The organism is Calidifontibacillus oryziterrae, assembly GCF_000331575.1.
In the GTDB taxonomy this organism is placed as follows: Bacteria; Bacillota; Bacilli; order Bacillales; family Bacillaceae_J; genus Calidifontibacillus_A; species Calidifontibacillus_A oryziterrae.
This window is the reverse complement of record NZ_ANOK01000003.1, coordinates 254,187-280,630: the sequence shown is the minus strand read 5'-3', so window position 1 is coordinate 280,630 and position 26,444 is coordinate 254,187. Positions and strand designations below refer to the sequence as shown.

Here is a 26,444-nt window from a genome sequence, read left to right as displayed (position 1 = left end):
TTTATTGACACTTGCTAATAAAAATTACATAAAAGGAAGTTTAAAGCCTTTTTTCTTACCTTTCATATTCATGTTACTAAACTGCTTCATCATTTTTTTCATGTCTTCAAATTGCTTTAACAACCGATTTACCTCTTGAACGGATCTCCCTGAACCTTTCGCAATTCTTTTTTTTCGACTGCCATTAATAATTTCCGGGTTAATTTTTTCTTGCTTCGTCATCGATTGTATAATCGCTTCTACATGACTAAGTTGCTTTTCATCAACCTTCAGATCCTTTAAGCCTTTTATTTTGCCAGCACCAGGCAACATCCCGAGCAATTCATCTAATGGACCCATACTTTTAACTTGAGCTAGTTGTTCAAGAAAATCATCAAATGTGAAGCTCATCGTTCTCATCTTTTCTTCTAGCTCTTTTGCTTTCTGCTCGTCTACACTAGCTTGTGCTTTCTCAATTAACGTTAACACATCACCCATACCGAGAATTCTGGAAGCCATTCGTTCCGGATGAAAGTCCTCTAATTGATCAAGCTTTTCACCCATACCAACGAATTTTATTGGGATATTTGTTACTGCTTTAATTGATAGGGCAGCACCACCACGAGTATCACCATCAAGCTTTGTTAATACTGCTCCGGTTAGACCTAGCTGTTCATTAAAGCTCTGGGCCACGTTGACAGCATCCTGACCTGTCATCGCATCGACTACAAGAAAGATTTCGTCTGGATTTGTAAGCTCTTTAATTTGCTTTAGTTCTTCCATTAACGCTTCATCAATATGAAGACGTCCTGCAGTATCAATCAAAACATAATCATGGTGTTCTTCTTTCGCTTTTGAAATAGCTTGTTTTGCAATTTCAATCGGACTTACTTGGTCACCTAGAGAAAAGACAGGTATATTGAGTTGCTTACCAAGTGTTTCCAACTGCTTGATTGCTGCAGGGCGATATATATCCGCAGCAACTAGTAAAGGATTACGGTTATATTTTTTCCTCAAAAGATTAGAAAGTTTACCCGTCGTTGTCGTTTTACCAGCCCCTTGTAAACCAACCATCATTACGACAGTTGGCGGACGGTTGCTAACAGCAATTTTACTTTGATGACCACCCATAAGCTCGGTAAGCTCTTCTTGAACAACTTTAATAACCTGCTGACCAGGAGTTAAACTTTTCATGACCTCCTGACCTACAGCTCGTTCCTTGACTCGCTTTACAAAGTCTTTGACAACTTTGAAATTAACATCAGCTTCTAAAAGCGCCAAACGAACTTCCCTCATCATTTCCGCTACATCTTCTTCGGTCACTTTCCCTTTGCCGCGAATTCGCTGGATCGTATTTTGCAGTCGGTCGGCTAATCCCTCAAATGCCATAATTGCCGCCTCCTAATCTAATTTCTCAAGGGTCTCTATTAACTCTAAAATATCGTCCCTCTTTAAACTGTATTCATGCAAATGTTTTTTTAGCTGCTGAATAATTTCTTGTTTCTGTTGGAATTTCTCAAATAAACGGAGTTTGCTTTCATAATCTTCTAGCATTGTCTCTGTACGCTTAATGTTATCGTAAACAGCTTGTCTTGAAACATTATACTCTTCAGCAATTTCCCCAAGTGAATAATCGTCTAAATAGTACAACGCCATATAGTTTCGCTGCTTAGATGTTAACAATGATTGATAAAAATCAAAAAGATAATTCACTCTCGTTGTTTTTTCAAGCATACAAAAGACCCCCTTGTTAAGTGAATTCCCTTTACAGGTTTAAATGATACACTCGTACTAAATAATTGTCAAGCCGTTTCTCCCTCATCGATCTCTTTATCTATCATCTCTACAAACAGTCCATACACAAACTGTTCGGGGTCGAACTCCTGCAAATCCTCCACTTTTTCACCTAGACCAACAAATTTCACTGGTGTTTGTAACTCATGACGAATCGCTAATACTATTCCACCTTTGGCAGTACCATCAAGCTTTGTTAGTACAATACCAGTAACGTTTGTAGCCTCACTGAATTGCTTGGCTTGGCTCATTGCATTTTGACCTGTCGTTGCATCAAGTACTAATAGTACCTCGTGGGGTGCCCCTGGAACTTCACGTTCAATCACACGTTTTACTTTTTCAAGCTCCTTCATTAAATTTACTTTATTTTGCAAACGACCTGCAGTGTCGCAAATTAGAATATCAACCTTGCGAGACTTAGCAGCCTGCAACGCATCAAACATGACTGCTGCAGGGTCAGAGCCTTCAGATTGTTTAATCACGTCTACACCAACACGATCGCCCCAAACCTCCAATTGTTCAATTGCTCCAGCCCGAAATGTGTCACCGGCAGCTAAAAGTACAGATTTTCCCTCATGTTTTAATTTATAGGCTAATTTACCAATTGTCGTAGTTTTCCCTACGCCATTCACTCCGACGAAAAGAATAACCGTTAACCCCTCTTCGTTAATATTTAACTGTTCAACATTTCCATCCTCTATTTCGAATAACTCGACTAGCTTTTCAGAAATAACTGCTTGGACCTCTTTCGGATCTTGTATATTACGCTTTTTAACCTCCGTTTTTAATATATCAATTAAATCCATTACGGTTGTAACGCCAACATCAGCACTAATCAAAATTTCTTCTAATTCCTCAAAAAACTCTTCATCCACTTTTCGATAACGGGAAATTAGATCATTTACCTTCTCTGAAAAAGAGTTCCTCGTTTTTGCTAAGCCGTCTTTAAATTTATCTGTAACAGCATCTGTTTTAGTTGTAATTCGTTCTTTTAATTTTCTAAAAAAACTCAACCATATTCCCTCACTTTCGTACAGTTTAACCCTCGACTAATTGTTTTGACTCTTCTAAACGTACGGATACTAAGCTTGAAACACCCGATTCCTGCATTGTAACACCATAAAGGACATCCGCTTCCTCCATTGTCCCTTTACGATGGGTAATCACAATAAATTGCGTCTCTTTACTAAAGAATTTTAAATAATTTGCAAAGCGGTTTACATTGGCATCATCTAATGCGGCCTCTACCTCATCGAGAACACAGAAAGGAACAGGTCGTACCCGTAAAATGGCAAACAATAGAGCAATCGCCGTTAACGCCCGCTCCCCACCAGATAAAAGTCCGAGATTTTGCAGCTTCTTCCCCGGGGGTTGAGCAACAATATCTACACCTGTATTAAGTAGGTCATCTGGATCGGTTAAAACCAAATCCGCTCTACCACCACCAAACAGTTCTTTAAAGACGTGCTCAAATTCTGCTTTTATACTATAAAAGGAAGCCTCGAACCGTTTTTTCATTTCCTCATCCATTTCCTGTATCACTTGATGTAATGTGTTCTTTGCTTCAAGTAAATCACTTTTCTGTTCGGTTAGAAATTGGTAACGATCAGATACGCGATCATATTCATCTATCGCTCCTAGATTCACTGTCCCTAGTTCATCTATTTCCATTTTAATTAATTTAACTTTCCGTTTTGCGTCATTCGCTTCCATCGTCATTGGATATTTTTCTTTTGCTGCATCAAAAGATAGCATATACTCTTCCCGTAAATGTGTTAACCTTGTATCTAATTCTACATCAAGGCGATTAATCTTAACCTCTTCATCCTTTGTAGCATCAAGCATTTGCTTATGCTGCCGCTTCAATTCTTTTACTTCACGAGAAAGGTCCTCTAAATTCATTTGCTGCTTCAGACGCTCTTCACGTCTACTACTAATTAAAGATAAAGTGCTTTCTTTTTCTTTATCCTTTTCGATTATCGTTTGTTCTAGTGTACCTTCACCTGAAATGCTTGTGTTCATTTCATCATTTAAAAGTTGTAGATTCATGCAATGCTCATTTAATTGATGATGAAGTTCTGTTTTCTCTCGTTCTATACGATCAAGATTTTCTTGCTCATTTTTAACTAACTGCCCCTTTTCTGCAGCAAGTACTTTTAATTCAGTAACTTTTTGCTGGATTGATTCTTTTGAAGACTGTTGGGTTTTCTTCTGCTCATTTAATTGTTCAATCCGTCCGTTTAATTTGACCGTTGTTTCCTCAAAAGATGTTAAATTAGCATCTACTTCCACTAACTTAGATTTGGTTAATTCCTTTTCGTTATTTAGATTTTCGATTTCTAAATCATAAATGGAAAGGCGTTCATTAATATTCTTCTCTTCAATCTCAAGTTCTCGCAAATCCCCCTTTAAAGTGTGTTCCTCTATCCGGAGGCTTTCGCCAATTTCTTTAAGCTCGGAAAGAACTTTTTCATTTTCTTGTATACTTCCCTTTAATTCCTTTACCTGTTTCTCAAATTCTTCTGTTTTCCGTTCCATATCAGGCAATTTTGTCTTTATTTCCTCTAACTCTCTACCTCGCGTAAATAATGATGTTGTCTTCTGTCTTACAGCTCCCCCAGTCATCGAACCACCCGGGTTTACAACATCCCCTTCTAATGTTACTATCCTGTAGCGATGATTTACTATTCGAGCTATATCATTTGCCCCTTTAAGATCAGTCGTTACGATAACAGTACCTAATAGATTTTGAATAATATCCTCATGCTTTTTATCATAGCTTACTAGTGAGGATGCTATCCCCACAAACCCTGGGTTCTTCTTTAATGCCTCAACTTGTAGAGAGGGAATTTCTTTCCCTTTAATGACGCTTATCGGTAAAAATGTTGCTCTGCCTGATCGATTTTGTTTCAAAAACTGAATGGCATGACGAGCATTTTCTTCATTGTTAACGACAACATGCTGCATTGCGCTACCTAGGGCTGTTTCAATGGCAGATTCATACTGTTTCCCAACATTAATTAGCTCTGCAATTGCACCTTCAACGCCAGGAAGCTTTGCTCTCAATACTTCTTTAACACCACCGAAAAACCCCGCATACTCCTCCTGCATTTCTTCAAGCATTTCTTTTCTAGATTTAAACTTTTGTAAATATTGATTTGCCTGATATAGCTGCGTTTCTCTTTTATGATATTCATCTCGCTGCTTTACTAGTTCAGACTCGATTTGCTTATATTTGCTGAGCTGCAGCTGGATCTCTTCCTGTTTTTTTGAAATTTTCTCTAACAAACTTTGCTTAGTAGCTTCAAATTCAAGGCGAAGCCTTAAATATTTTTCATTTTCTTGATCTAATCGCAATTTCTTTTGATCAAACTGGCCAAGTTGCTCTGTTAAATAGCGCTTTTCATTTTTATATGACGCTTGTTTATTCAAAATATCAATATACTCACCATTTAACGTATCTAATTCAGCATCAATATCTTGACTAACAGCTGATAATTGCTCTTCAGTATGATATAAATCCTCTAATACCGCTTCAAGCTGCTGCTGGAATTCCTTTAACAAGTCTGATTGATTAGCAATTTGAGTGTCATAATCACTTATTTTAATTTTTAATTCTTCCACCGCTTTTTCTAATTGAGCGCGGTTATGAGTTGCATTCTTTTTCCGTTCCTGTAAAACCTGACGCTGTCCTTCTAGTTTCTCTAATTCTTTACTAGAATTCAATAATACCTCTTGTAACTCATTGATTGAATCATCAATCGTTTGCATCTGGTCACGGATCGATTCAATTTCTGCTTCGCGAGTTTGAACAGTAGTCGAAAGCTGAATTTCTACATCCTTATGCTCTTCAAATTGTTTTAGAAGATGTTCCCATTTACTATGAAGCTCTTCGATTTCATAAACAGTGAGTGCAACCTCAGTTTTTTCTAATTCTTCCTTCTTTTCAAGATAATCTTTTGCAATGGAAGACTGCAGCTTTAATGGTTCAATTTGTCCCTCAATTTCATGAATGATATCTTCAACCCGGTTTAAATTATCTTGAGTTTCAAATAACTTATTCTCAGCTTTTCTCTTGCGTGTTTTATATTTCAATACACCTGCAGCTTCTTCAAAAATACTGCGGCGATCCTCTGATTTACTACTAAGAATTTCCTCAACCTTACCTTGACTTATAATTGAAAATGCTTCGCGACCCAAACCAGAATCCATAAACAAGTCAACAATATCCTTTAAGCGACATGTTTGTTTATTTATTAAAAATTCACTTTCACCCGAACGATATACTCTTCTAGTCACACTTACCTCATGGTAATCGATCGGTAAAAATTGATCATCATTTTCTAGCGTTAACGTCACCTCTGCAATGTTTAGAGGTTTTCTCGTATCACTACCCGCAAAAATGATATCCTCCATTTTTGCACCTCTTAATGATTTGACAGATTGCTCACCTAACACCCAACGAATCGCATCGGTAATATTGCTTTTACCACTTCCGTTCGGGCCAACGACAGCAGTTACACCATTAACAAAATCTACAGAGATTCGATCAGCAAAAGATTTAAATCCAACTATATCTAAACGCTTTAGATGCATAATATTGTCCTCCTACACTGAGAAAAAAAGCTGAGCCTATATAAATAGACCCCCTTAATTGAAGGGGGGATTTATAATGTTCCTTTTTCACTTTTAATCTTATCCAAAGCTTGCTTAGCCGCTTTTTGTTCTGCTTCTTTTTTAGACTTTCCGATGCCGGTTCCAAGAATTTCATCATTTAGTAACACTTTAGAAACGAACTCACGGTTATGAGCAGGCCCTTTTTCCTGAACAATTAAATATTCTAATGAGCCTTGACCACTTCTTTGAACAATTTCTTGTAGCTGACTTTTATAATCCATCACATGAGAAAAAGCACCTTCACTAATTTTTGGGTAAATCGTTACTTGGAGAAAATCAATTACCTTATCAAGCCCTTGGTCTAAATAAAGAGCCCCAATAAATGCTTCAAATACATCCGCAAGTAATGCAGGTCGTGTTCTTCCACCTGTTAACTCTTCGCCCTTGCCTAATAAGACATAGTCTCCAAACGATAATTGATGAGCAAAATTTACTAAAGAAGGCTCACATACAATAGCCGCCCTAAGTTTTGTCAAATCTCCCTCGCTCATTGCAGGAAAATTTTTAAATAAATATTGTGAAACCGTTAATTCAAGGACAGCATCACCCAAAAATTCTAATCTTTCATTATCCTCTGATGATTTAATTCGATGCTCATTCACATAAGATGAATGTGTAAAAGCTTGGTATAAAATATTTTCATCAGTGAAATGTATACCGAGCCGGTTTTGTAATTCTTGGAACTTTAATTTTTGTTTCACACCTATGTTTTTCTCTCTTTTTCTTATTGGTCGTGACATAAAAACCTCCGCTTTAGACAAAACATCAACAATAATATAAATTGGAGAAAAGGCTGGCCAAAAGGACAGCCCTTTAATTATGCTTGTGATTTTATGTAGTTAACTGCATCTCCAACAGTAGAAATCTTTTCTGCATCTTCATCAGAGATTTCCATATCAAATTCATCTTCAAGTTCCATTACTAATTCAACTACATCAAGGGAATCTGCACCAAGATCATCTTTAAAAGAAGCTTCCAATGTAACAGCAGCTTCGTCTACTCCTAAACGATCTACGATGATTTTTGTTACACGCTCTAATACGTCTGCCATGTTTAGCTCACCTCCCCTCAAGTATTATATTAAATTCTTATTAAAAAAACTAGCTTGTAACCCATTTATAGTAAAAAATACTTGTACTTACATAACCATACCGCCATCAACATGGAAAGTCTGCCCAGTAATATAGCTGGTTTCATCAGAAGCAAGGAAACGAACAACGGCAGCAATATCCTCAGGCTTTCCAAAGCGCGCAAGAGGTATTTGCTTTAACATTTCATTTTTCACTTCATCAGTTAATTCATCTGTCATATCGGTTGTAATAAACCCAGGCGCAATGGCATTCACAGTAATATTACGGCTAGCAAGCTCTTTAGCAGTTGTTTTTGTTAATCCTATAACACCAGCTTTTGCTGCAACATAGTTAGCTTGACCTGGATTACCACACACACCAACAATTGAAGCAATATTAATAATCCGACCTTTTCGTTGCTTCATCATTTGTCTAGTTACTGCCTTTGTACAGTTGAACACACCTTTTAAGTTTGTGTTTATCACTGCATCCCATTCATCTTCCTTCATTCTCATTAACAAATTATCACGTGTAATCCCGGCATTATTTACAAGAATGTCTAATGCGCCGTATTTTGAAATTACTTCAGCAACCATATTTGTAACTGATTCCGCGTTTGCAACATCAGCCTGAATGGCAAATGCTTCACCGCCGTTTTCCCTTATTTGTGCAACAACCTCATTTGCCTTTGCTTCACTTCCAGCATAATTTACAGCAACACTCGCTCCATTACGTGCCAGCTGTAATGCAATTTCTTTACCGATGCCCCTTGATGCACCCGTCACAAGAGCTACTTTTCCCTTAAGCATTTAATCATCCCCCTTTAGTTTGCCTACTATCTCTAGTAATGATTCTTGATCTGAAATAGCATATGTATGCACTCGACGATTAACCTTTTTAACTAGTCCCGATAAAACCTTTCCCGGACCAATTTCAATAAATGTATCCACACCTTTAGCAAGCATTGTTTCAACTGAGCGTTCCCATAATACAGGTGAATAAAGCTGTTCAATTAATTTTTCTTTAATTTCCTCTTGTTTACTCATTTCCATTGCTGTTACATTCGCAATGACAGGAATTTTTGCATCCTTTATTTCAATCTGATCAAGTATTTGTGAAAATCTTTCAGCCGCAGGCTTCATTAATTGAGAATGGAAAGGACCACTTACAACTAAAGGAATGACCTTCTTTGCACCCTTCTCTCTCGCTAACTCGGATGCTTTTTCAACTCCAAGCTTCGAACCAGAAATCACAATTTGCCCGGGACAGTTTAAGTTGGCGAGCTGAACAACATGCCCGCTAGCTGTTATTTCAGATGTAACAGCTTGTAAATCAGCTTCTGCCATCCCTAATACAGCCGCCATTGTACCAACACCTGCTGGAACAGCTTCTTCCATATATTCTCCACGCTTTCGGACAGCATAAACAGCATCCTCAAAGCTTAATGCTTCTGCTGCAACTAGTGCACTATATTCACCTAAACTATGACCGGCAGTATAATCCGGTTTAATCCCATGCTCCTTTAAAGCCTCTAAAAGTGCAATACTAGTCGTTAATAGAGCGGGTTGTGCATTTTCTGTTAACGTTAGCTTTTCTGCTGGCCCGTTAAAGATTGTTTCGGATAATGTAATGCCTAACCGTTTATCTGCTTTTTCAAAAATTATTTTTGCGGACTCAATCTCACTTGCAATTGATTGTCCCATTCCTACAGTTTGCGATCCTTGACCTGGAAAAATAAATGCTACTTTTCCCATGTTGTTCCCCCTTACTTTATTCTATCCCTTTTACAGTTGCGCAAATTTTTGTTATAACTTCGTTCTCAACCATATCCTTTGCCTGTCGAATGGCATTAACTATTGCTGTCGCATCAGATGAACCATGTGCTTTAATAACAGGTGCTTTTAAACCAAACAATCCAGCACCTCCATATTCGGAATAATCAAGCTGGTTTTTTAAATTTTTGAGCTGGGGCTTAATAACAGCAGTTGCAAGCTTCGTTTTTAAGCTACTCATAAGCTCCTTTTTCAACATCGAAAAGATTCCCAGCGCAGTACCTTCAATTGATTTCAAGGCAACATTACCTGTAAAACCGTCTGTTACAACTACATCTGCAACTCCAGATAATAAATCCCTTGCTTCTACATTTCCGATAAAATGGATGGGTGCTTCTTTCAATAGGGTAAAAGCATGCTTTGTCAGTTCATTTCCTTTTTTATCCTCTGTACCAACATTAAGTAGTCCAACACGAGGGTTTGTAATTCCCCTCACCTTTTCAGCATAGACAGAGCCCATAATGGCGTATTGCTGTAAATGTTCAGCCTTAGCATCAGCATTAGCACCTACATCTAAGAAAACAAAACCTCGGCCATCAATGGTTGGTAAAGTTGGTGATAGCGCTGGTCGATCGATGCCCTCAATACGACCTACGATAAATAGTCCTGCGGCCATTAAAGCACCTGTATTGCCTGCTGAAATACAAGCGTCTGCTCTTCCATTTTTTACTTCTTCAGCCATTACTACCATTGATGCTGTTTTTTTACGACGAACAGCCCGTACTGGTTCATCAGTGGCTTCAATTACTTCATCCGTATGTATAATGGTTATATGGTGTCGATCTGATACATATTTTAAAATCTCTTGTTCATTTCCAACTAATGTGAATTCGATGTTTGGAAATAGCTTTACTGCATTTATTACACCTTTTACAATTTGCTCTGGTGCATGATCCCCACCCATTGCATCTATTGCAAGTCTCATTCATTTTCACTACCTTTTTTATTTCGTATTCACATCATTTAGATCTTGGTCTATACATTTCAAATTCGCCGATAAATGCAAGCTCTTGACCAACATAACACTTAACTTCAACTAAGGTTCTACTTCTTTCTTCATCGTTATCGACTACCTTCGCCTTTGCGACAACTCGTTCATTTTCTTTGACTTGGCGAGTAAACTTCACGTTTGCTTTAGCTGTTAGTGCTAACTCATCATCTATTAAAGCAACAGCTAATGAGTTTGCTTGAGCGAAAAGATGATGCCCCCTTGCGATCCGATTTCTTGTAAAAACATGTTCACTTTTCACATCAAAAATGGATATCGCACTTTTATCCATCTCTAAATCAACAATTTCGCCAATAATTTCCTCTATTTGTAATGATCTTACTTCCTCATCGAGCTTGCTTTTAGCCACATCCTTAATTCGTTCACGAAGCTCAGGAATTGATAATTCAAGCCGATCTAAACGTATCGTTTGAATACTTACGTTAAATTTTTTTGCGAGCTCTTCATCTGTTATAAAGGGAGTTTCTTCAATTGTTTTTTTCAGTAATTGCTGTCGCTCTTTTTTTGTACGCCGCACCGACTCCACCTCCCGATACTATGACTAGGTACTAATAGTAGTATATAAATATTGCTGGAAGCTTGCAAGCATTATTTTCCTACTAGTCTAATTTTTCACCATTTAAAACTCCTGTTTCATTAAGATATGACCGTAAAAGTCGATATTGTTCATCCTGCCAAAAGCTTGATGATGAAATAAGCCTTGCTGCATCGTTTCTTGCTACCTCTAATGTTTTAAAATCGTGAACCATATCCGCTATTTTAAATTCTGGTAAGCCACTTTGTTTTTTCCCAAAAAAATCTCCAGGCCCTCTTAACTCCAAATCTTTTTGCGATAGCTCAAAGCCATCATTCGTTTCGGTCATAATTGTCATTCTTTCTTTACCTACATCTGTTTTAGGATCAGCAATTAAAATACAATACGATTGATCATTGCCTCTACCGACTCTCCCCCGCAATTGATGGAGTTGTGATAACCCAAACCTTTCGGCATCATAAATCACCATTACAGTAGCATTTGGGACATTGACACCAACCTCGACCACTGTTGTTGAAACGAGAATTTGGTAATCATTTTCGCTAAACTTTTTCATCACCTCTTCTTTTTCTCCACTTGAAAGACGCCCATGCATTAAGCCAATTTTAATTTTTGATGAAAAAAACTGAACAAGCATAGTATATACGTCGATTGCATTTTGAACATCTAGCTTTTCTGATTCTTCGATTAATGGGCAAATTACGTAAGCCTGATGACCTTTATTGATTTCCTTCAGTATAAAGGCAAGTATCCGCTCCAACATCGTATGATTAACCCAATAAGTTTTAACAAGCTTACGCCCTGCTGGCATCTCATCAATTACCGACACATCCATATCCCCAAAAACTGTAATGGCTAACGTTCTTGGTATCGGTGTAGCAGTCATAAATAATACATCTGGACTTTCACCTTTTTCACGTAATATCCGGCGTTGTTCGACACCAAAGCGATGCTGTTCGTCAGTAATCACTAACCCAAGTTTATTGAAATTCACCTCATCCTGAATAAGAGCGTGCGTCCCAACAATTACATCTATCACTCCATCCTGCAATTGTTTTAAAAGATCCTTACGTTTTTTCCCTTTCACTGAGCTCGTTAGTAAAGCAACGTTTAGACCATGTGACGCCAACAAATCCATAAGTGATAATGCATGTTGTTCTGCCAAAATTTCTGTTGGGACCATTAACGCTCCTTGATTGCCAGCTTTTATAGTTGCGAATAATGCGATAGCTGCAACAACTGTTTTGCCAGAACCTACATCGCCTTGGAGAAGACGATTCATTCGATAAGGGGATGCCATATCATCTAATATTTCTTGAACGACCCTTGTTTGTGCATTCGTTAACGGAAATGGTAGAGATGAAATGAATTGATTAATAGTCTCTTCCGAAAAAGTGTGGATATTCCCACCTCGATGCTCTCGTTCAAACTTTCTCATAGCTTGCATTTTTAATTGAAATAACAAAAATTCCTCGTATACCATCCGCCTTCGTGCGTGCTTTAAATGTTCTCTACTTTTGGGAATATGAAAATTTTTAACTGCATCTTTTCTAGACATTAACTTATAAGAAGAAATCATTTCCTCTGGCAAAATTTCTAAAATCAATTCGCCAAACTGGTTGAGAGCAAGAGCAATGAGTCTAGCTATCCCTTTAACCGTTACATTTCCTTTTACCGAATAAATGGGCCTTAGCTCTTGTTGATGACCGATTTGCCCTGTTTTTAAAATACTTCCAGTAATAGTTTGCCGATGTTGATCCCATTTCCCAGTTATTGTAACTACATCTCCAATTGAAAATTGCTTTTTCAAGTAAGGTTGATTAAAAAAGACTACTTTTATTAAAAGATGATTAACAAAGATACGAAATTGCAAACGTGATTTCTTCTTTCCATAAAACGTTAAAGAAGGCTCACTATGAACCTTCCCCTCAATTGTTATTCTTTCACCATGCTTAATTTCATTCATATCACGTAAGCGATAATCTTCATATCGATAAGGAAAATACTCTATAAGCTGTTCAATAGTATAAATCCCCATTTCATTTAAAGCATTAGCCGTTTCCTCACCGATCCCTTTTATATTAGTAATATTTTGTTTTAGTTTATTCACATTTCATCGCCACCGATCGATTCTGTTTTCGTTGTGGCCATACCTCCCTGTGAAAAAATAGCTATTTATTATTATTCTCCAAAGGCTTAACTTTTCCTGCTAGAAAACAGACTGAAGGTGTTTCAACAGCACTTGAGCCTAGTAAAAAGACATGAGGGTGGTTCAATTACTAGTGGCCGAAGCTTTAGCCACCATTAAACCATCTCATGTCATATTATTTAAAAATGTTGTAAATGACATTTATTGATTATTAAAAGATTATTATTCTACTGCAAATATAAATGGATACAATGGTTGATTTCCATTATGGACTTCAACTTCAACATCTTCATATTTTTCCTCAATGTATTCCTTAAGCTTGTCCATTTCCTCATCTGTTGCATCTTCACCCTGAAGGATTGTCAGGATTTCATCATCTTCATCTATCATCTTTTCTAATAATGAGATCGCAGCATTAGTTTTTGAGGCATCCGTTATAACAATATTCCCATCAAATATTCCCATAAAGTGGTCTTTTTTAATTTCCAGACCATCAATAACAGTATCGCGAACGGCATAAGTTATTTGTCCTGTTTTAACATTTTCCAATGCATCGTTCATAAGAGCCTCATTTTCATCCAAGGTGAGAGCAGGATTAAATGAAAGCAAGGATGTCATTCCTTGTGGAACAGTTTTTGAAGGTATAACAACAACGTCCTCATCAACAACAGATGCAGCTTGTGACGCAGCCATAATAATATTTTTATTATTTGGTAAAATAATAACCTTCTCAGCATGTACTTGCTTAATTGCTTGAACAATATCCTCCGTACTTGGATTCATTGTTTGTCCACCTTCAATTACAGCCTGCGCTCCCAAGCTTTTAAAAAGCTCTGATATCCCATTACCCATTGCAACAGCAACAATACCATATTCACTTTTTTGTTGTGGAGTCTGAATTTTAGGTATGCCCTTATCTGCTTCAACAATAGTTGAGTGCTGTTCCCTCATATTTTCAACCTTTATTTTAATTAAGCTGCCATATTTTTGAGCATAAGTCATTACTTTACCAGGGTATTCAGCATGTATATGTACTTTTACTACGTCCTCATCAGAAACAACAAGTAATGAATCACCATAAGCACTCAAATCATTTCGGAATTTTTCTTCTGTAAAAGGATTTTGCTTGATTTTATCATCTTCAAATTTAACCATGAACTCAGTACAATAGCCAAATTCAATTTCCTCTGTCAAAATATGACTCTGAACAGACTTATGGTGCTCAGCATTTACAAGTTCTGTCATTGAAGGTTGAAGCTCAGATGTCTCTGGAAGTTCTTCACCTTTTAATACGGCTAGAAATCCTTCATAAATTGTCACCAGCCCTTGACCGCCACTATCGACAACTCCTACTTCTTTTAAAACAGGTAATAGATCTGGCGTTCGGTCCAATGAAGCTTTCGCCTCCATTAAAACCTCTTCCATTACAGCAACAATATCCGTATTCTTTTTTGATATTTGTACTGCCTTTTTACCAGCATCTTTTGCTACAGTTAAAATTGTACCCTCTACAGGCTTCATTACTGCTTTGTATGCAGTTGAAACACCAGCTTCGAATGCTGCAGCAAATTCAAAGCTAGTGATCGTTTCTTTTGATTCAACTACCTTGGCAAAGCCTCGAAAAAGCTGGGATAAGATAACTCCTGAATTCCCCCTAGCTCCCATTAACAAACCCTTTGCAAATGCAGAAGCGACTTTTCCAACATGATTAGTTGTTAGCTTTCTTACCTCATTAGCTCCAGATGTTATTGACAGGTTCATGTTTGTACCTGTATCACCATCTGGAACGGGGAATACATTTAACGCGTCGACCATTTTAGCATTTTTAGATAAATTGTTTGCACCAGCAATTACCATTTGCGCAAACTTTATCCCGTCTAATTGTTGCATTGTCACTAAACTTCCTCCTTAAATGTCTAGTTCCAGCGTCTAGCCCCTAGAGTTTAATGGGCACAGGCCGTGCTAGTACTGGCGTTGCGAAAGGATGTCGCGAATTTAGCCAGTGCTTTTCTTTCGGGGCTGATTATGCCGCTTTCACTTTTCTCACTGTCCTACTCCTCTTATGGATTTGTAACCCGAACACCTTGAACATAAATATTAATAGAATCAACGGCAAGGCCTAATGTTTGATCCAATGTATATTTGACCTTTGTTTGCACGTTATGTGCAACTTCAGATATCTTCGTTCCATAGCTAACAATAATGTACATATCGATATGTACTTCTTCATTTTCATGACGCACCAAAATACCTTTTTTGAAATTTTCTTTGCGAAGAATTTCAGATATACCATCCTTAAGTTGGTTTTTAGAAGCCATTCCAACAATACCATAACAGTCGACCGCAGCACCGCCTGCAATTGTAGCAATTACTTCATCGGATATATCAATTTGACCATACTCTGTCTTCATTTCAATTGACATAATGATCCCCCTTTATTAATTCCATTACTTATCGTCATTTTACTATAATATTGCTTATAATAAAAGTATATACAAATATGAATCAAAACACGACAGTATTGAATTTAAAAGTCAGGTTGGTTCCCGTCACTTACTGTCAAGTTTTTTTCTTGATAATATCACTTTCAATGATTGCTTTCTTGATTTATTTATGATAAAGTAATTAAGTGTTTTTACTGGTTTAAATGTTATTGTTTGTAGTTAGAGGAGGGATATCAATGGGTAAGCAATGTGAAATTACTGGAAGAAAGACCCGTTCAGGGAATCACCGTTCACATGCAATGAACGCTAATAAACGTACATTCGGTGCGAATTTACAAAAAGTACGCATCTTAGTTGATGGTAAGCCTAAGCGTGTATGGGTATCTGCACGTGCTCTTAAGTCAGGAAAAGTAGAACGCGTTTAATACAAAAGGCGCAAGCCCCTTGAAAGTGAAGAAAAAAGCACCGAGCTCGGTGCTTTTTTCGTTTTACTCTTTTTTAAATACCCCAATTACTGCTCTTACAAATCCACCTAAAAATTTCGGTAATTTAATCGTATAAAACTTCATAATGTCCCTCCTCAAAGCGGATTACCTTTTCCAAAAATTATGGCCACAATTATCTCTTTTAATATATTCATAGGCTGCAAAAAAGTACCTGAAGATTTATACATAATAGCCATCTACTTATCATCTATGATATGCTTATACTTTTATCTTGAGAACTAAACTGATTAAAAAAGGCGCAAGCGCCCTGATTAGCGACGTATAAACAAAGAGCGCATCGACTTTCTTATCTTTCAAAAAAGACAACCGTTCAAAGACGGTTGTCTTATATTATCCTCTTATTTGTGCTATGGCTTGTTTGCGATCTTGTTTATTAAATACTGCAGAACCTGCGACCAAAACGTTCGCTCCCGCATCTATACATAGCTTTGCGGTCTCAGGATTAACCCCACCATCAACCTCTATTTCAACATTTAATCTATTATTAGAAATCATTGTCGCTGCCGCTTCAATTTTAGGTAATACAGAATAAATAAACTTTTGTCCACCAAAACCAGGATTAACAGTCATAAAAAGAACCATGTCGATATCCTCAAGAATATGTTCAATTGTATTTACATGTGTCGCTGGATTTAGCACAATTCCAGCCTTTACTCCACTATCCTTAATTAAATGAACGGTCCGATGTAAATGTTTGCATGCCTCTACATGTACAGTAATAATATCTGCCCCTGCCCGAACAAAATCGGGTATATATAGGTCCGGATTTTCAATCATTAAATGGACATCTAGCGGTAAAGTTGTCACAGGTCTAATGGCATCAACAATTAACGGTCCAATTGTGATATTGGGTACAAAATGTCCATCCATGACGTCAACATGGATATAATCAGCTCCCCCATTTTCAACATCTTTAATTTCTTGACCAAGTTTTGCAAAATCAGCAGATAGAATAGATGGTGCTATTTTAATCAAAATTAATACCTCGGCTTTCTTTCTTTTATTTCTTCCATAAATTGAAGATAATGATCATAACGATATTTAGGAATTTCACCTTGCTCTACAGCTTTCTTTACTTCGCATTTTGGTTCAGCTATATGTAGACACCCCCGGAATTTACATAAATCTGATAATTCCGCCATTTCGGGAAAATAGCTCGATAATTGATCAAGCTCAATATTTATAAAATCTAATGAGCTAAACCCAGGCGTATCCGCCACTAATCCTGATTCAAATTGAATTAATTCAACATGACGTGTCGTATGTTTTCCTCTTCCAAGATGATTCGAAATATTATCTGTTTTTAATAGTAATTCCGGATTTAAAGAATTTAATAAAGAAGATTTTCCAACACCAGATTGACCCGCAAAAACTGATATTTTCCCATCTAAATATGGTCGAAGCTTTTCAATACCGTCCTGTGTTTTTGCTGATGTAAAAACGACGTCATACCCAATTTTACTATAATCCGCTCCATAACCTTTCATAATATCCAATTGTTCACCGTTTACAATGTCCATTTTAGTAATACAAATAACAGGGGTAATATGATTTAACTCTATTTGCACTAGAAAACGATCAAGGAGTAGTGGATTAAAATCAGGTTCCACTGCTGAAAATACTAGAATAGCTTGATCAACATTTGATATTGGAGGTCTTAAAAGCTCATTCTTTCTTGGTTTTATCTCCAAAATATATCCTTCATGATCATTTTCCGCCTCAAAGATTACATAATCTCCAACAAGTGGTGTAATCCCTTTTTTTCTGAAGACTCCCCTTCCTCGACATTGTGTGATTCTATTATCTGCCAAAACGTAATAAAACCCACTAAGTGCTTTTATAATTTTACCCTCTGTCATGTAACCCTCCACAATTATAGATTTACTATAAAACTAAGTACTAATCTATAGCACTATAACTAATTTCCTCGCTATCAAGTAGCTCTCCATCTATAAATATTTTATAAGTGGCCTTACCATTGTATGGAATAATTAATTCAATCGGAATTTCTGTCGTTTCACTAATCATAAAAATTTCTGGAGTCCCATCAATATTATTTTCCATATCGTCTTTATAAACTTCAACAATACTTTCCCCATCTTCACTATCAAAAGGTATAATTTTTGAAAATGTATATGTCTTTGGTTCTGGACCTCTTGAAAGAACAATTTTTATGATTCCACCTTTTTTGAGTAATGTATTTTCCCCTGGTTCTTGTGAAACAACAAGCCCTTCGGCAAGCTCATTGGAATATTGCCGTTCACTCGTATTATCCAGAGATAGCTGATTATCATGAACAAATTTATTAACATCAGCTTCGCTCCAGCCTTTCATATTTGGTATTCTTACGAAAGGTCCTTTACTTACTTGAAAAATCACCCACATATTTTTAATTTCATCTGGATTAATCAAGTCACCAGGAAGTGGCTGAAGCTGGGCAATAATTTCGTTTTCAGGTAAATCACTATCGATATAATTTGGCAATATGTGATCCGCACTTATTCCCTTTATCTCTAAATCCCGAATTACATCTTCTAATTGTTGACCAACAAAATCTTCAAATTGAATTTTTTCTTTTCCTAAGCTTTCATAAACAATTACTTCCCAGCCTTCTTTAACTGTTGTATTTACCGGTGGATCCGTTTTGATTACTAATCCTTCTTGTACCCTATCATCTGGGATTTGTTCTGGTTTAACCTTTAGACCTACAGATTGCAAATCTTCAATAGCTTCAGCTATTTCATATTCGGTTACATCTGGAATAATAACATCCTTTGGTTCGAATAGAGAAGGAATAAATAGTATAACGGCAATAAGTCCAGCACTAAAAATCATCGCAAGGGAAAGTAATAAAGCGATCAAACGCTTTTTAGATTTCTTTTTACCATTTTTTGTATGATGAACAATTGTGTCATGGCTAATCTTTAACTCGTGTTCATTTGTAATAATCGGAATTGCTTTTGTAGCTTCATCATCTTCTGGAATTTCAAACTTTGGTTCATTTATACGACTTGGATGTAAAGCAGATTCCAGATCATTTCGCATTTCTGTTACACTATCATACCTACGAAATGAATCCTTTACTGTTGCTTTTAAGACAATATTCTCTACACTTTGCGGAATATCAGGATTCCATCTTCTTGGTGAAGGTGTTTCACTTTGTAAGTGCTTTAAGGCAATTGAAATTGCAGATTCACCAGAAAAAGGCAACCGTCCTGTCAAAAGTTCAAACATGACAACTCCTAATGAGTATATGTCCGATTTTTTATTAGCCATTCCACCTCTAGCCTGTTCAGGTGAAAGATAGTGAACCGAACCTAATACAGAATTTGTTTGGGTTATCGATGTTGCGCTTAACGCCATTGCAATTCCAAAGTCGGTAACTTTCACATTTCCGTTAAAGTCGATTAAGATATTATGAGGTTTAATATCTCGATGTACGATCTGATTAAGGTGGGCATGCTCAATAGCAGCAGTAATTTGTATCATAATATCAACGACTTCTTTAACAGATAATACCTTCCGTTGTTGAATAAATTGCTTAAGAGTCGTACCTTCAACATACTCCATTACCATAAAATAAATATGATCCTCTTCACCAACATCATAAATACTTACAATATTCGGATGGTCAAGACTAGTTGCTGATTGCGCTTCACGACGAAAACGTTTAATAAATTCATCGTCATTGGAAAATTCAGGTTTTAATACCTTGACCGCAACATGCCGATTCAAGATCATGTCATGTGCAAGGTAAACGTTTGCCATTCCGCCGCCGCCGATCATTTCTTGAACTTTGTATCGACCATTTAACCGTTTACCAATAATCAATTATCATCACTCACTTCCCAATTCCGTCCATTCGTACTTTACAAGCGCAACTGTAATATTGTCTTCACCGCCAGCTTTATTTGCTCGTTCAATTAGCTCTTTAGCTTTATATTCAATTAAGCTGTCGTCACGAAGGATACTTTCTATATCTTCAGCAGGAACTTTATTTGTTAATCCATCAGAACATAGTAGCAATAAATCTGATTTTTCCCATTCTATTGTTTTGATATCAGCAGAGACAGATTCTTCAGTACCCAATGCTCTCATTAAAACATTTTTGCGCGGATGATGTTTTGCATCCTCTACCGAAATTTGACCTGAACGCACCAATTCATTCACTAGAGAATGATCATCAGTAATTTGTGCAAATCCGTTATTATTAAGGATATAGCAACGACTATCGCCAATATTGCCGATTGTAATGAATTCTTTTGTAAACACAGCAACAACAAGGGTTGTACCCATACCTTGACATTCTAAATGGCCCTTTGCATATTCATAAATTGTTGCATTTACATTTTGAACAGTGTTATTTAACCAAGCTTCGACTTTTTCCGGTGAAGACAACAGTTCGCTTGATTGAATGGACCACTCTTTCTGGAGCCCTTTTATTGCCATTTCACTTGCAACGTCTCCAGCTTGATGACCACCCATTCCATCTGCTACGACAGCTAAAGCTAACTCATTTTCTAAAAAGAAAATTCCCCCATTGTCTTCGTTGTGTGTTCGAACCTTTCCCTTATCGGTAAGAAAAACTGTTTCCATGGTTTCACCTCGCCTCTTCTTTTCGCTCCTTTGCACGTAACTGACCACAAGCTGCTTCAATATCGTGCCCTTGCTCTCGACGAATTGTAACATTAATTCCATTCTTTTTTAGTGTTGTTTCAAAGAGAAATATCTGATCTTTTGGTGTCCTTACATAATCTCTTTCCGGTACATAATTGACAGGAATTAAATTTACATGACATTTAAGGCCCTTTATTAACTGTGCTAGTTCTTCAGCATGTTCTTTGCTATCATTCACACCACCAAACAAGCCATATTCAAATGTGACACGGCGCCCTGTTTTTTCAGTATAATATTTGACTGCCTTCATTAGGTCTGCCAATTTATAAGCCTTATTAATTGGCATTAATCGGCTCCGCAATTCAGTATTTGGGGCATGCAAGGAGATTGCAAAATTAATCTGCAGTCCTTCATGTGCAAAATCATAAATTTTTGGAACAATACCACTTGTTGAAACAGTAATATGACGTGCACCAATGTTTAGCCCTTTTTCATGATTTACAGTTCTTAAAAACGATAGCAATGCGTCATAGTTATCGAAAGGTTCACCAATTCCCATTACAACAATTGAACTTACTCTCTCATTTGTTTCATCTAGAGCTTTTTGCACGTGTATAACCTGGGCGATAATTTCTCCGGCTTCTAGATTTCTCTTTAAGCCCCCTAATGTTGAAGCGCAAAATGTGCAACCGATTCTACATCCAACTTGAGTTGTCACACAAATTGAATTTCCATAGTCATGCCTCATTAACACGGTTTCAATCGTATACCCATCATAAAGCTCAAATAAAAATTTTAGCGTTCCATCTTGAGAGCGATGTTGAACAATCGTCTTTAAAGTTGTAATTACAAAATGATTCTCTAATTTTTCCCTTAAACCCTTTGATAAATTGGACATATCAGCAAAATCCGTAACTCTTTTTACATATAACCAATCAAAAAGCTGTCCAGCTCTAAATTTTGGCTCTCCTTGATCTTTCAACCAGCTTTCAAGCTCATTATATTGAAGAGAGTAAATTGAAGGCTTTTTTTCATTTTCTAGATTAGCGTGTTTTTCTGCTTGACTATTATCCATGTTGTTTTTACACCTGCTTTCGAAAACTAGCAATATAGAAACCATCTGTTCCAAAATAATGAGGTAAGATTTGAACTTGTCCACCCTTCACCAACGGCCTAAGTGCTTCCGGCATTCGATCTGCTAATGTATCGTCCAAAATCATATCACGATTTTCTTTTAAAAACTTGTTTACAACACCGGTATTCTCTTCATGGTCAATAGTGCATGTACTATAGACGAGTTTACCACCTTTTTTTAGAAGCCCAACAACATTATTTAAAATATTTAACTGTATCTTCGTTAAATTATTACTATCTTCTGCCTTTTTACTGTATTTAATATCAGGCTTACGGCGGATTACGCCAAAGCCAGAGCATGGAGCATCAACTAGAATTCGATCAAACGATTCAGGTTGAAAAATATGATGTAGCCGGCGACTATCATGAACAAGTGTCTCAACATTTTTCAACTGAAGTCTAGTAACTTGATCCTCTATTAATTTTACCTTATGTGGGTGCAAGTCTACGGAAAATACTTTCCCTGTATTATGTAATAAATCCGCAATATGAGTTGTTTTTCCACCTGGAGCTGCACAACTATCTAGAACATGCTGTCCATCATTTATGTCAAGTGCTCTCGCGACCAACATCGAGCTTTCATCTTGAATCGTAACATAACCCTGTTGAAATACGCTTGTTTTTGCAAGATTCCCCTTTTCGATTGTAATTGCGTCAATCGAAAGATCACCTTGTCTTGCAGAAATATTTTCATCCTCAAGTAATGATATAACGTGTTCTTTCGTTGCTTTCATCCGATTGATTCTCGCTGTAATCTTTGGTGGTATTAAATAGCTTTCACAAATTTTTCTCGTTTCCTCTTCTCCATACTGCATGACCCATTTTTCAATCAACCACCTCGGAAAGCTCATTTGAATAGCTAGCCTTTCTAGCGGATCTTTTATTTCTTCTAAACTAGGAATACCTTGGCGCTGAATAGAGCGTAAGATTCCGTTAACCATTCCTGATATGCCTCGATGGCCTCTTTTTTTTGCAATTTCAACAGCCTCATGGATAATTGCTCGCTCTGGGATTCGATCTAAATATACCATTTGATATATCGATATTCTTAAAAGTATAAGAACCCAAGCTTCCATTTTTTTTGAGTTTCGTATAAACGGCTGAAGGAAGTAGTCAAGAGTTAGCCTTCTTTGAATCGTCCCATAAACGATTTCTGTCAATAATCCTATATCCTTACTAGCCAAATTGCTTTTTTGAATCATTTGATTTAAAAGCAAATTACTATATGCTTGGTTTTTTTCAATTTGGATAAGACTATCTAAGGCTACTTCGCGAACGTTCTTACTCATTTTCTTCTCCCAGTTTATCGCCAATTGCGATGTTACTACCTGCACCTCTTAAATAATCCAAAGCTGTCATCCTTTTCTTACCAGATGGCTGCAAATCGGTTATGTTGATTGCCACATTATCCCCAGTTGCCACTACTATGCCGTTGCTATTTATTTGAAGAACAGTCCCTGGCTCAGCGGCTTCGTTAACTTTAATTTTCTCACCCCACCATATTTTCAATACTTGACCCTTTAAGTAAGTATAAGCAACTGGCCATGGGTGTAAGCCGCGAATATGATTATATACATCCTCTCCTCTTCTACTCCAATCTATTTTCTCTTGTTCCCGTTTAATATTAGCAGCAAATGTTGCATCATCATCATTTTGTTTAATAGGAGTAATCTTTCCAGCCAATAGTAACGGAATTGTTTTTGATAATAGATTGGCACCTGCAATACTTAGTTTTTCAAAAAGAGTTCCAACGTGATCGGTATCTTCAATTGGCACCTCAACTTGGGAAAGAATATCACCAGCATCAAGCTTATCAACCATATACATAATCGTAACACCAGTCACTTTTTTCCCTTGAAGAATCGCATAATGGATCGGGGCACCACCTCTTAACTCTGGGAGCAAAGAGGCATGGACATTAATACAACCATATTTAGGTGCCTCTAATAATTGAGTTGGTAATATTTGGCCAAAAGCGGCCGTAACTATTAAATCTGGTTTAAGAGCAAGAACTTGTTCTAGTTGTTCTGGATTGCTAATTTTAGTCGGCTGAAGAACTTCAATAGAATGCTTTTCTGCTTCAATTTTTACAGGTGGCGGCGTTAGCTCCTTCTTCCTTCCCTTTGGACGATCCGGTTGTGTTACAACTCCAACAACATTATAGCCATCAATAATTAGCTGCTTTAAAACAGGCACAGAAAAATCAGGTGTACCCATAAAAACAATTCGTGGCATATATAAGTTTCACTTCCTTTTTTCTTGTTCACACTACATCATCATATATGGATTCATATCAATTGATATTTGCAATTCACTTTTACTTATTTCCTGCTGATAATGGTTTATTAGTGTATGAAGTACATTACCAAGTTTTGGTTCGTGTTTGTATTTTATCATGCATTGATAGCGATATCTATCCTTGATCCTTGGAATTGGAGATGCCGATGGCCCTAATATAATTGCATTATTTGATAAATTACTTCGTAAAAAGCGAGCAATTTTGTCAGCAGTATCAACAACCTTCATAATTTCAGAATGAGATATAGTTATTAATGTTAAATAATAAAATGGTGGATATTGATGAATTTTTCTTATCATCATTTCGTGATAATAGTAGCTTTCAAAATCAGGTATAGCGGCAAGCTCAATGCTATAATGCTCTGGCGTATATGTTTGAATAACTACCTCGCCAGGAAGTTCATGTCGGCCTGCGCGACCGCTGACTTGTGTAATGAGCTGAAATGTTTTTTCGCTTGCACGAAAATCTGGTAAATGAAGCATCGTATCAGCAGCTAATACACCTACAAACGTGACATTCGGAAAATCAAGTCCTTTGGCAATCATTTGTGTTCCTAATAAAATATCCGCCTTTTTCCCCTGAAATGCTTGTAATAGTTGTTCATGTGCTCCTTTTCTACTAGTTGTATCCACATCCATTCTGATGACTCTTGCTTCCGGCAACAGCTTAGCTAATTCCTCTTCTACCTTTTGGGTGCCTGTTCCAAAAAAGCGAATATGGTCACTAGAACATTCCGGACAAACTCGAGGAAGTGGAATTTCATATGCGCAATAATGACATTTTAATTTTGAGTCTTTTTTATGATATGTTAATGAAATGTCACAATGTGGACAATTTAATACATAACCACAGTCACGACACATTATGAACGTTGAGAATCCTCTTCGATTTAAAAATAAGACTGACTGCTCACCGCGTTCTAAACGTTCCGTTAGTTTTTTTAATAAAGTTATCGAGAACATAGAACGGTTTCCATTCTTAAGCTCCTTCCTCATATCAACAACTTCAACAGTAGGAAGCTTGCGAGCATTAATCCGTTCTTTTAATGTTAATAAACGATATACATTTTTATTTGCTCGCGCAAACGACTCTAATGATGGTGTCGCACTACCTAAAATAACTGGACATTTATGATTTTTTCCCCGTTCGATCGCGACGTCGCGAGCATGATATCTAGGGTTTTCCTCTTGCTTATAGCTTGTTTCATGCTCCTCATCAATAATGATAATTCCAATATTTTCAAAAGGAGCAAAGATTGCCGAGCGTGCACCAACAACAACACGAACCTCTTTTTGTTGAATTTTCCGCCACTCATCATACTTTTCTCCTGTGGATAAACCACTATGTAGTACGGCTACATCATTACCAAATCTTCCTTTAAATCTTTCTACCATCATTGGCGTTAATGCAATTTCCGGTACAAGCATGATTGCCTCTTTCCCAGCTCTTAATACCGAAGCTATCGCTTGTAAATATATTTCTGTTTTCCCACTACCGGTTATGCCAAACATTAAAAAAACATCATTTTGACCATTTTTGATACTTTGAAGAATCGGTTCAATTGCATGCTTTTGTTCATTTGTTAACTCGAGTGGCATGGTAGCTTCGAAATTCCGATGTTGATACGGGTCACGGTACACCTCTACAAAGCTCTCTTGTAATACCCCCTTTGTGACTAACGCATGGATAGGTGCAGCAGATGTTTGAAGGGTGGAAAGGAGCTGTTGTAGTTCAACTCCATCTTGATGCTTTAAAAAAAAGTGAAGTACTTCTTTTTGTTTACTCGCCTGCATGGGCAAAGAATCAGCAAATTCACTAAGTTCTTTTAGTGAAAGCTTTGGTATGATATGCCTTTTCTTCTTTTTCTTTGCACGATCCTCAACACGATAAACAACCTCGGCGTTTCCATTTTGAATTTCCTTTTGAATAAGTGGAAAAATCATTTTGTTTTTTTCAATTTCTTTCCATTGAATTACAGAATCGGTAGCAAATTGCAATAGTTGATCATTTTTAACACTTTGTAAATCAAATATATGAACTTCTTTTTCGTACTTTACCTTCATGGCAGCCGGAAGCATCGCTTGGTAAGCCGTTATTAAAAAGGAAAGTGTCGTACCACAAATCCATTCCCCTAATTGCAATAATTCTGGAGTTAACACAGGTGTTAAGTCGAGGACTGATTGTATAGGTTTAATTTTTTCACTCTCTACTGCGGTATTATGTGTAATTGCACTTACAAAACCTTGAACCTTACGAGGGCCAAATGGTACGACGACACGCATCCCAGGTTGAACAAAATCTTTATCTGCCCATTCTTTTGGAATTAAATAATCAAACGGCCTATCAATTTGATTGGCAGGAATGTCAACGATTACTTTGGCAATTTTCATAATGAACTT

At 37.0% G+C, this 26,444-nt stretch carries 23 protein-coding genes; 1 reads left to right on the top strand and 22 read right to left on the bottom strand.

Translation table 11 applies throughout. From position 1 onward, the window contains the following. Nucleotides 1-24: 24 nt before the first annotated feature. From ffh to D612_RS0101410, 13 genes are all read right to left on the bottom strand, one after another. On the bottom strand, nucleotides 25-1,368 hold the full coding sequence (gene ffh / locus D612_RS0101470; protein ID WP_017753699.1) for a signal recognition particle protein: 1,344 nt from the start codon (nucleotides 1,366-1,368) through the stop codon (nucleotides 25-27). Nucleotides 1,369-1,380: 12 nt separating this feature from the next. After that, nucleotides 1,381-1,713 carry a putative DNA-binding protein gene (locus D612_RS0101465; RefSeq protein ID WP_017753698.1) on the bottom strand — a complete coding sequence of 111 codons (333 nt, stop codon included), beginning with the start codon at nucleotides 1,711-1,713 and terminating at the stop codon, nucleotides 1,381-1,383. 68 nt (nucleotides 1,714-1,781) lie between these two features. Then, complete coding sequence (gene ftsY / locus D612_RS0101460; RefSeq protein ID WP_017753697.1) at nucleotides 1,782-2,786, bottom strand: signal recognition particle-docking protein FtsY; 1,005 nt, start codon at nucleotides 2,784-2,786, stop codon at nucleotides 1,782-1,784. A 25-nt stretch (nucleotides 2,787-2,811) separates the two neighbouring features. Continuing rightward, nucleotides 2,812-6,369, bottom strand: a complete 3,558-nt coding sequence (gene smc, locus D612_RS0101455) for a chromosome segregation protein SMC (protein ID WP_017753696.1) — start codon at nucleotides 6,367-6,369, stop codon at nucleotides 2,812-2,814. A 71-nt stretch (nucleotides 6,370-6,440) separates the two neighbouring features. Next, nucleotides 6,441-7,190 carry a ribonuclease III gene (rnc, locus tag D612_RS0101450; protein ID WP_017753695.1) on the bottom strand — a complete coding sequence of 250 codons (750 nt, stop codon included), beginning with the start codon at nucleotides 7,188-7,190 and terminating at the stop codon, nucleotides 6,441-6,443. Nucleotides 7,191-7,267: 77 nt separating this feature from the next. Then, complete coding sequence (acpP, locus tag D612_RS0101445; protein ID WP_017753694.1) at nucleotides 7,268-7,501, bottom strand: acyl carrier protein; 234 nt, start codon at nucleotides 7,499-7,501, stop codon at nucleotides 7,268-7,270. A gap of 87 nt (nucleotides 7,502-7,588) precedes the next feature. Beyond that, entirely contained in the window at nucleotides 7,589-8,329 is a 741-nt protein-coding gene (fabG, locus tag D612_RS0101440) for a 3-oxoacyl-[acyl-carrier-protein] reductase (RefSeq protein WP_017753693.1), read from the bottom strand. Further along, nucleotides 8,330-9,274, bottom strand: coding sequence for an ACP S-malonyltransferase (gene fabD / locus D612_RS0101435; protein WP_017753692.1), 945 nt, complete (start codon nucleotides 9,272-9,274; stop codon nucleotides 8,330-8,332). A 16-nt stretch (nucleotides 9,275-9,290) separates the two neighbouring features. Beyond that, nucleotides 9,291-10,277, bottom strand: a complete 987-nt coding sequence (gene plsX, locus D612_RS0101430; protein WP_017753691.1) for a phosphate acyltransferase PlsX — start codon at nucleotides 10,275-10,277, stop codon at nucleotides 9,291-9,293. 34 nt (nucleotides 10,278-10,311) lie between these two features. Beyond that, the gene (fapR, locus tag D612_RS0101425; RefSeq protein WP_017753690.1) at nucleotides 10,312-10,878 is read right to left on the bottom strand and encodes a transcription factor FapR; all 567 of its coding nucleotides are present in this window, start codon (nucleotides 10,876-10,878) and stop codon (nucleotides 10,312-10,314) included. Nucleotides 10,879-10,960: 82 nt separating this feature from the next. Then, complete coding sequence (gene recG, locus D612_RS0101420) at nucleotides 10,961-13,006, bottom strand: ATP-dependent DNA helicase RecG (RefSeq protein WP_017753689.1); 2,046 nt, start codon at nucleotides 13,004-13,006, stop codon at nucleotides 10,961-10,963. A 261-nt stretch (nucleotides 13,007-13,267) separates the two neighbouring features. Continuing rightward, the gene (locus tag D612_RS0101415; protein WP_017753688.1) at nucleotides 13,268-14,941 is read right to left on the bottom strand and encodes a DAK2 domain-containing protein; all 1,674 of its coding nucleotides are present in this window, start codon (nucleotides 14,939-14,941) and stop codon (nucleotides 13,268-13,270) included. Between the two features lie 164 nt (nucleotides 14,942-15,105). Continuing rightward, entirely contained in the window at nucleotides 15,106-15,468 is a 363-nt protein-coding gene (locus tag D612_RS0101410; protein ID WP_017753687.1) for an Asp23/Gls24 family envelope stress response protein, read from the bottom strand. 257 nt (nucleotides 15,469-15,725) lie between these two features. On the opposite strand from D612_RS0101410, the gene rpmB reads away from it, so the two are divergent. After that, a complete protein-coding gene (rpmB, locus tag D612_RS0101405; RefSeq protein ID WP_017753686.1) occupies nucleotides 15,726-15,914 on the top strand; it encodes a 50S ribosomal protein L28 in 189 nt (62 codons plus the stop codon). Between the two features lie 63 nt (nucleotides 15,915-15,977). Here the strand turns inward: rpmB and spoVM are convergent, their stop codons facing one another. From spoVM to priA, 9 genes are all read right to left on the bottom strand, one after another. Further along, nucleotides 15,978-16,058, bottom strand: a complete 81-nt coding sequence (gene spoVM, locus D612_RS17665) for a stage V sporulation protein SpoVM (RefSeq protein WP_017753685.1) — start codon at nucleotides 16,056-16,058, stop codon at nucleotides 15,978-15,980. 267 nt (nucleotides 16,059-16,325) lie between these two features. Next, a complete protein-coding gene (gene rpe / locus D612_RS0101395; protein WP_017753684.1) occupies nucleotides 16,326-16,970 on the bottom strand; it encodes a ribulose-phosphate 3-epimerase in 645 nt (214 codons plus the stop codon). Nucleotides 16,971-16,972: 2 nt separating this feature from the next. Continuing rightward, nucleotides 16,973-17,854 (bottom strand): ribosome small subunit-dependent GTPase A, encoded by an 882-nt coding sequence (gene rsgA / locus D612_RS0101390; protein WP_017753683.1) that lies wholly within the window; start codon nucleotides 17,852-17,854, stop codon nucleotides 16,973-16,975. Nucleotides 17,855-17,894: 40 nt separating this feature from the next. After that, on the bottom strand, nucleotides 17,895-19,826 hold the full coding sequence (pknB, locus tag D612_RS0101385; protein WP_017753682.1) for a Stk1 family PASTA domain-containing Ser/Thr kinase: 1,932 nt from the start codon (nucleotides 19,824-19,826) through the stop codon (nucleotides 17,895-17,897). A 6-nt stretch (nucleotides 19,827-19,832) separates the two neighbouring features. Then, a complete protein-coding gene (locus D612_RS0101380) occupies nucleotides 19,833-20,591 on the bottom strand; it encodes a Stp1/IreP family PP2C-type Ser/Thr phosphatase (protein WP_017753681.1) in 759 nt (252 codons plus the stop codon). A 4-nt stretch (nucleotides 20,592-20,595) separates the two neighbouring features. Further along, complete coding sequence (gene rlmN / locus D612_RS0101375) at nucleotides 20,596-21,687, bottom strand: 23S rRNA (adenine(2503)-C(2))-methyltransferase RlmN (RefSeq protein ID WP_017753680.1); 1,092 nt, start codon at nucleotides 21,685-21,687, stop codon at nucleotides 20,596-20,598. 7 nt (nucleotides 21,688-21,694) lie between these two features. Next, the gene (gene rsmB / locus D612_RS0101370) at nucleotides 21,695-23,035 is read right to left on the bottom strand and encodes a 16S rRNA (cytosine(967)-C(5))-methyltransferase RsmB (RefSeq protein ID WP_017753679.1); all 1,341 of its coding nucleotides are present in this window, start codon (nucleotides 23,033-23,035) and stop codon (nucleotides 21,695-21,697) included. Then, a complete protein-coding gene (fmt, locus tag D612_RS0101365) occupies nucleotides 23,028-23,981 on the bottom strand; it encodes a methionyl-tRNA formyltransferase (protein WP_017753678.1) in 954 nt (317 codons plus the stop codon). The genes rsmB and fmt overlap by 8 nt, the downstream gene beginning before the upstream one ends. A gap of 33 nt (nucleotides 23,982-24,014) precedes the next feature. Beyond that, nucleotides 24,015-26,435 carry a primosomal protein N' gene (priA, locus tag D612_RS0101360; RefSeq protein ID WP_017753677.1) on the bottom strand — a complete coding sequence of 807 codons (2,421 nt, stop codon included), beginning with the start codon at nucleotides 26,433-26,435 and terminating at the stop codon, nucleotides 24,015-24,017. Nucleotides 26,436-26,444: the final 9 nt, after the last annotated feature.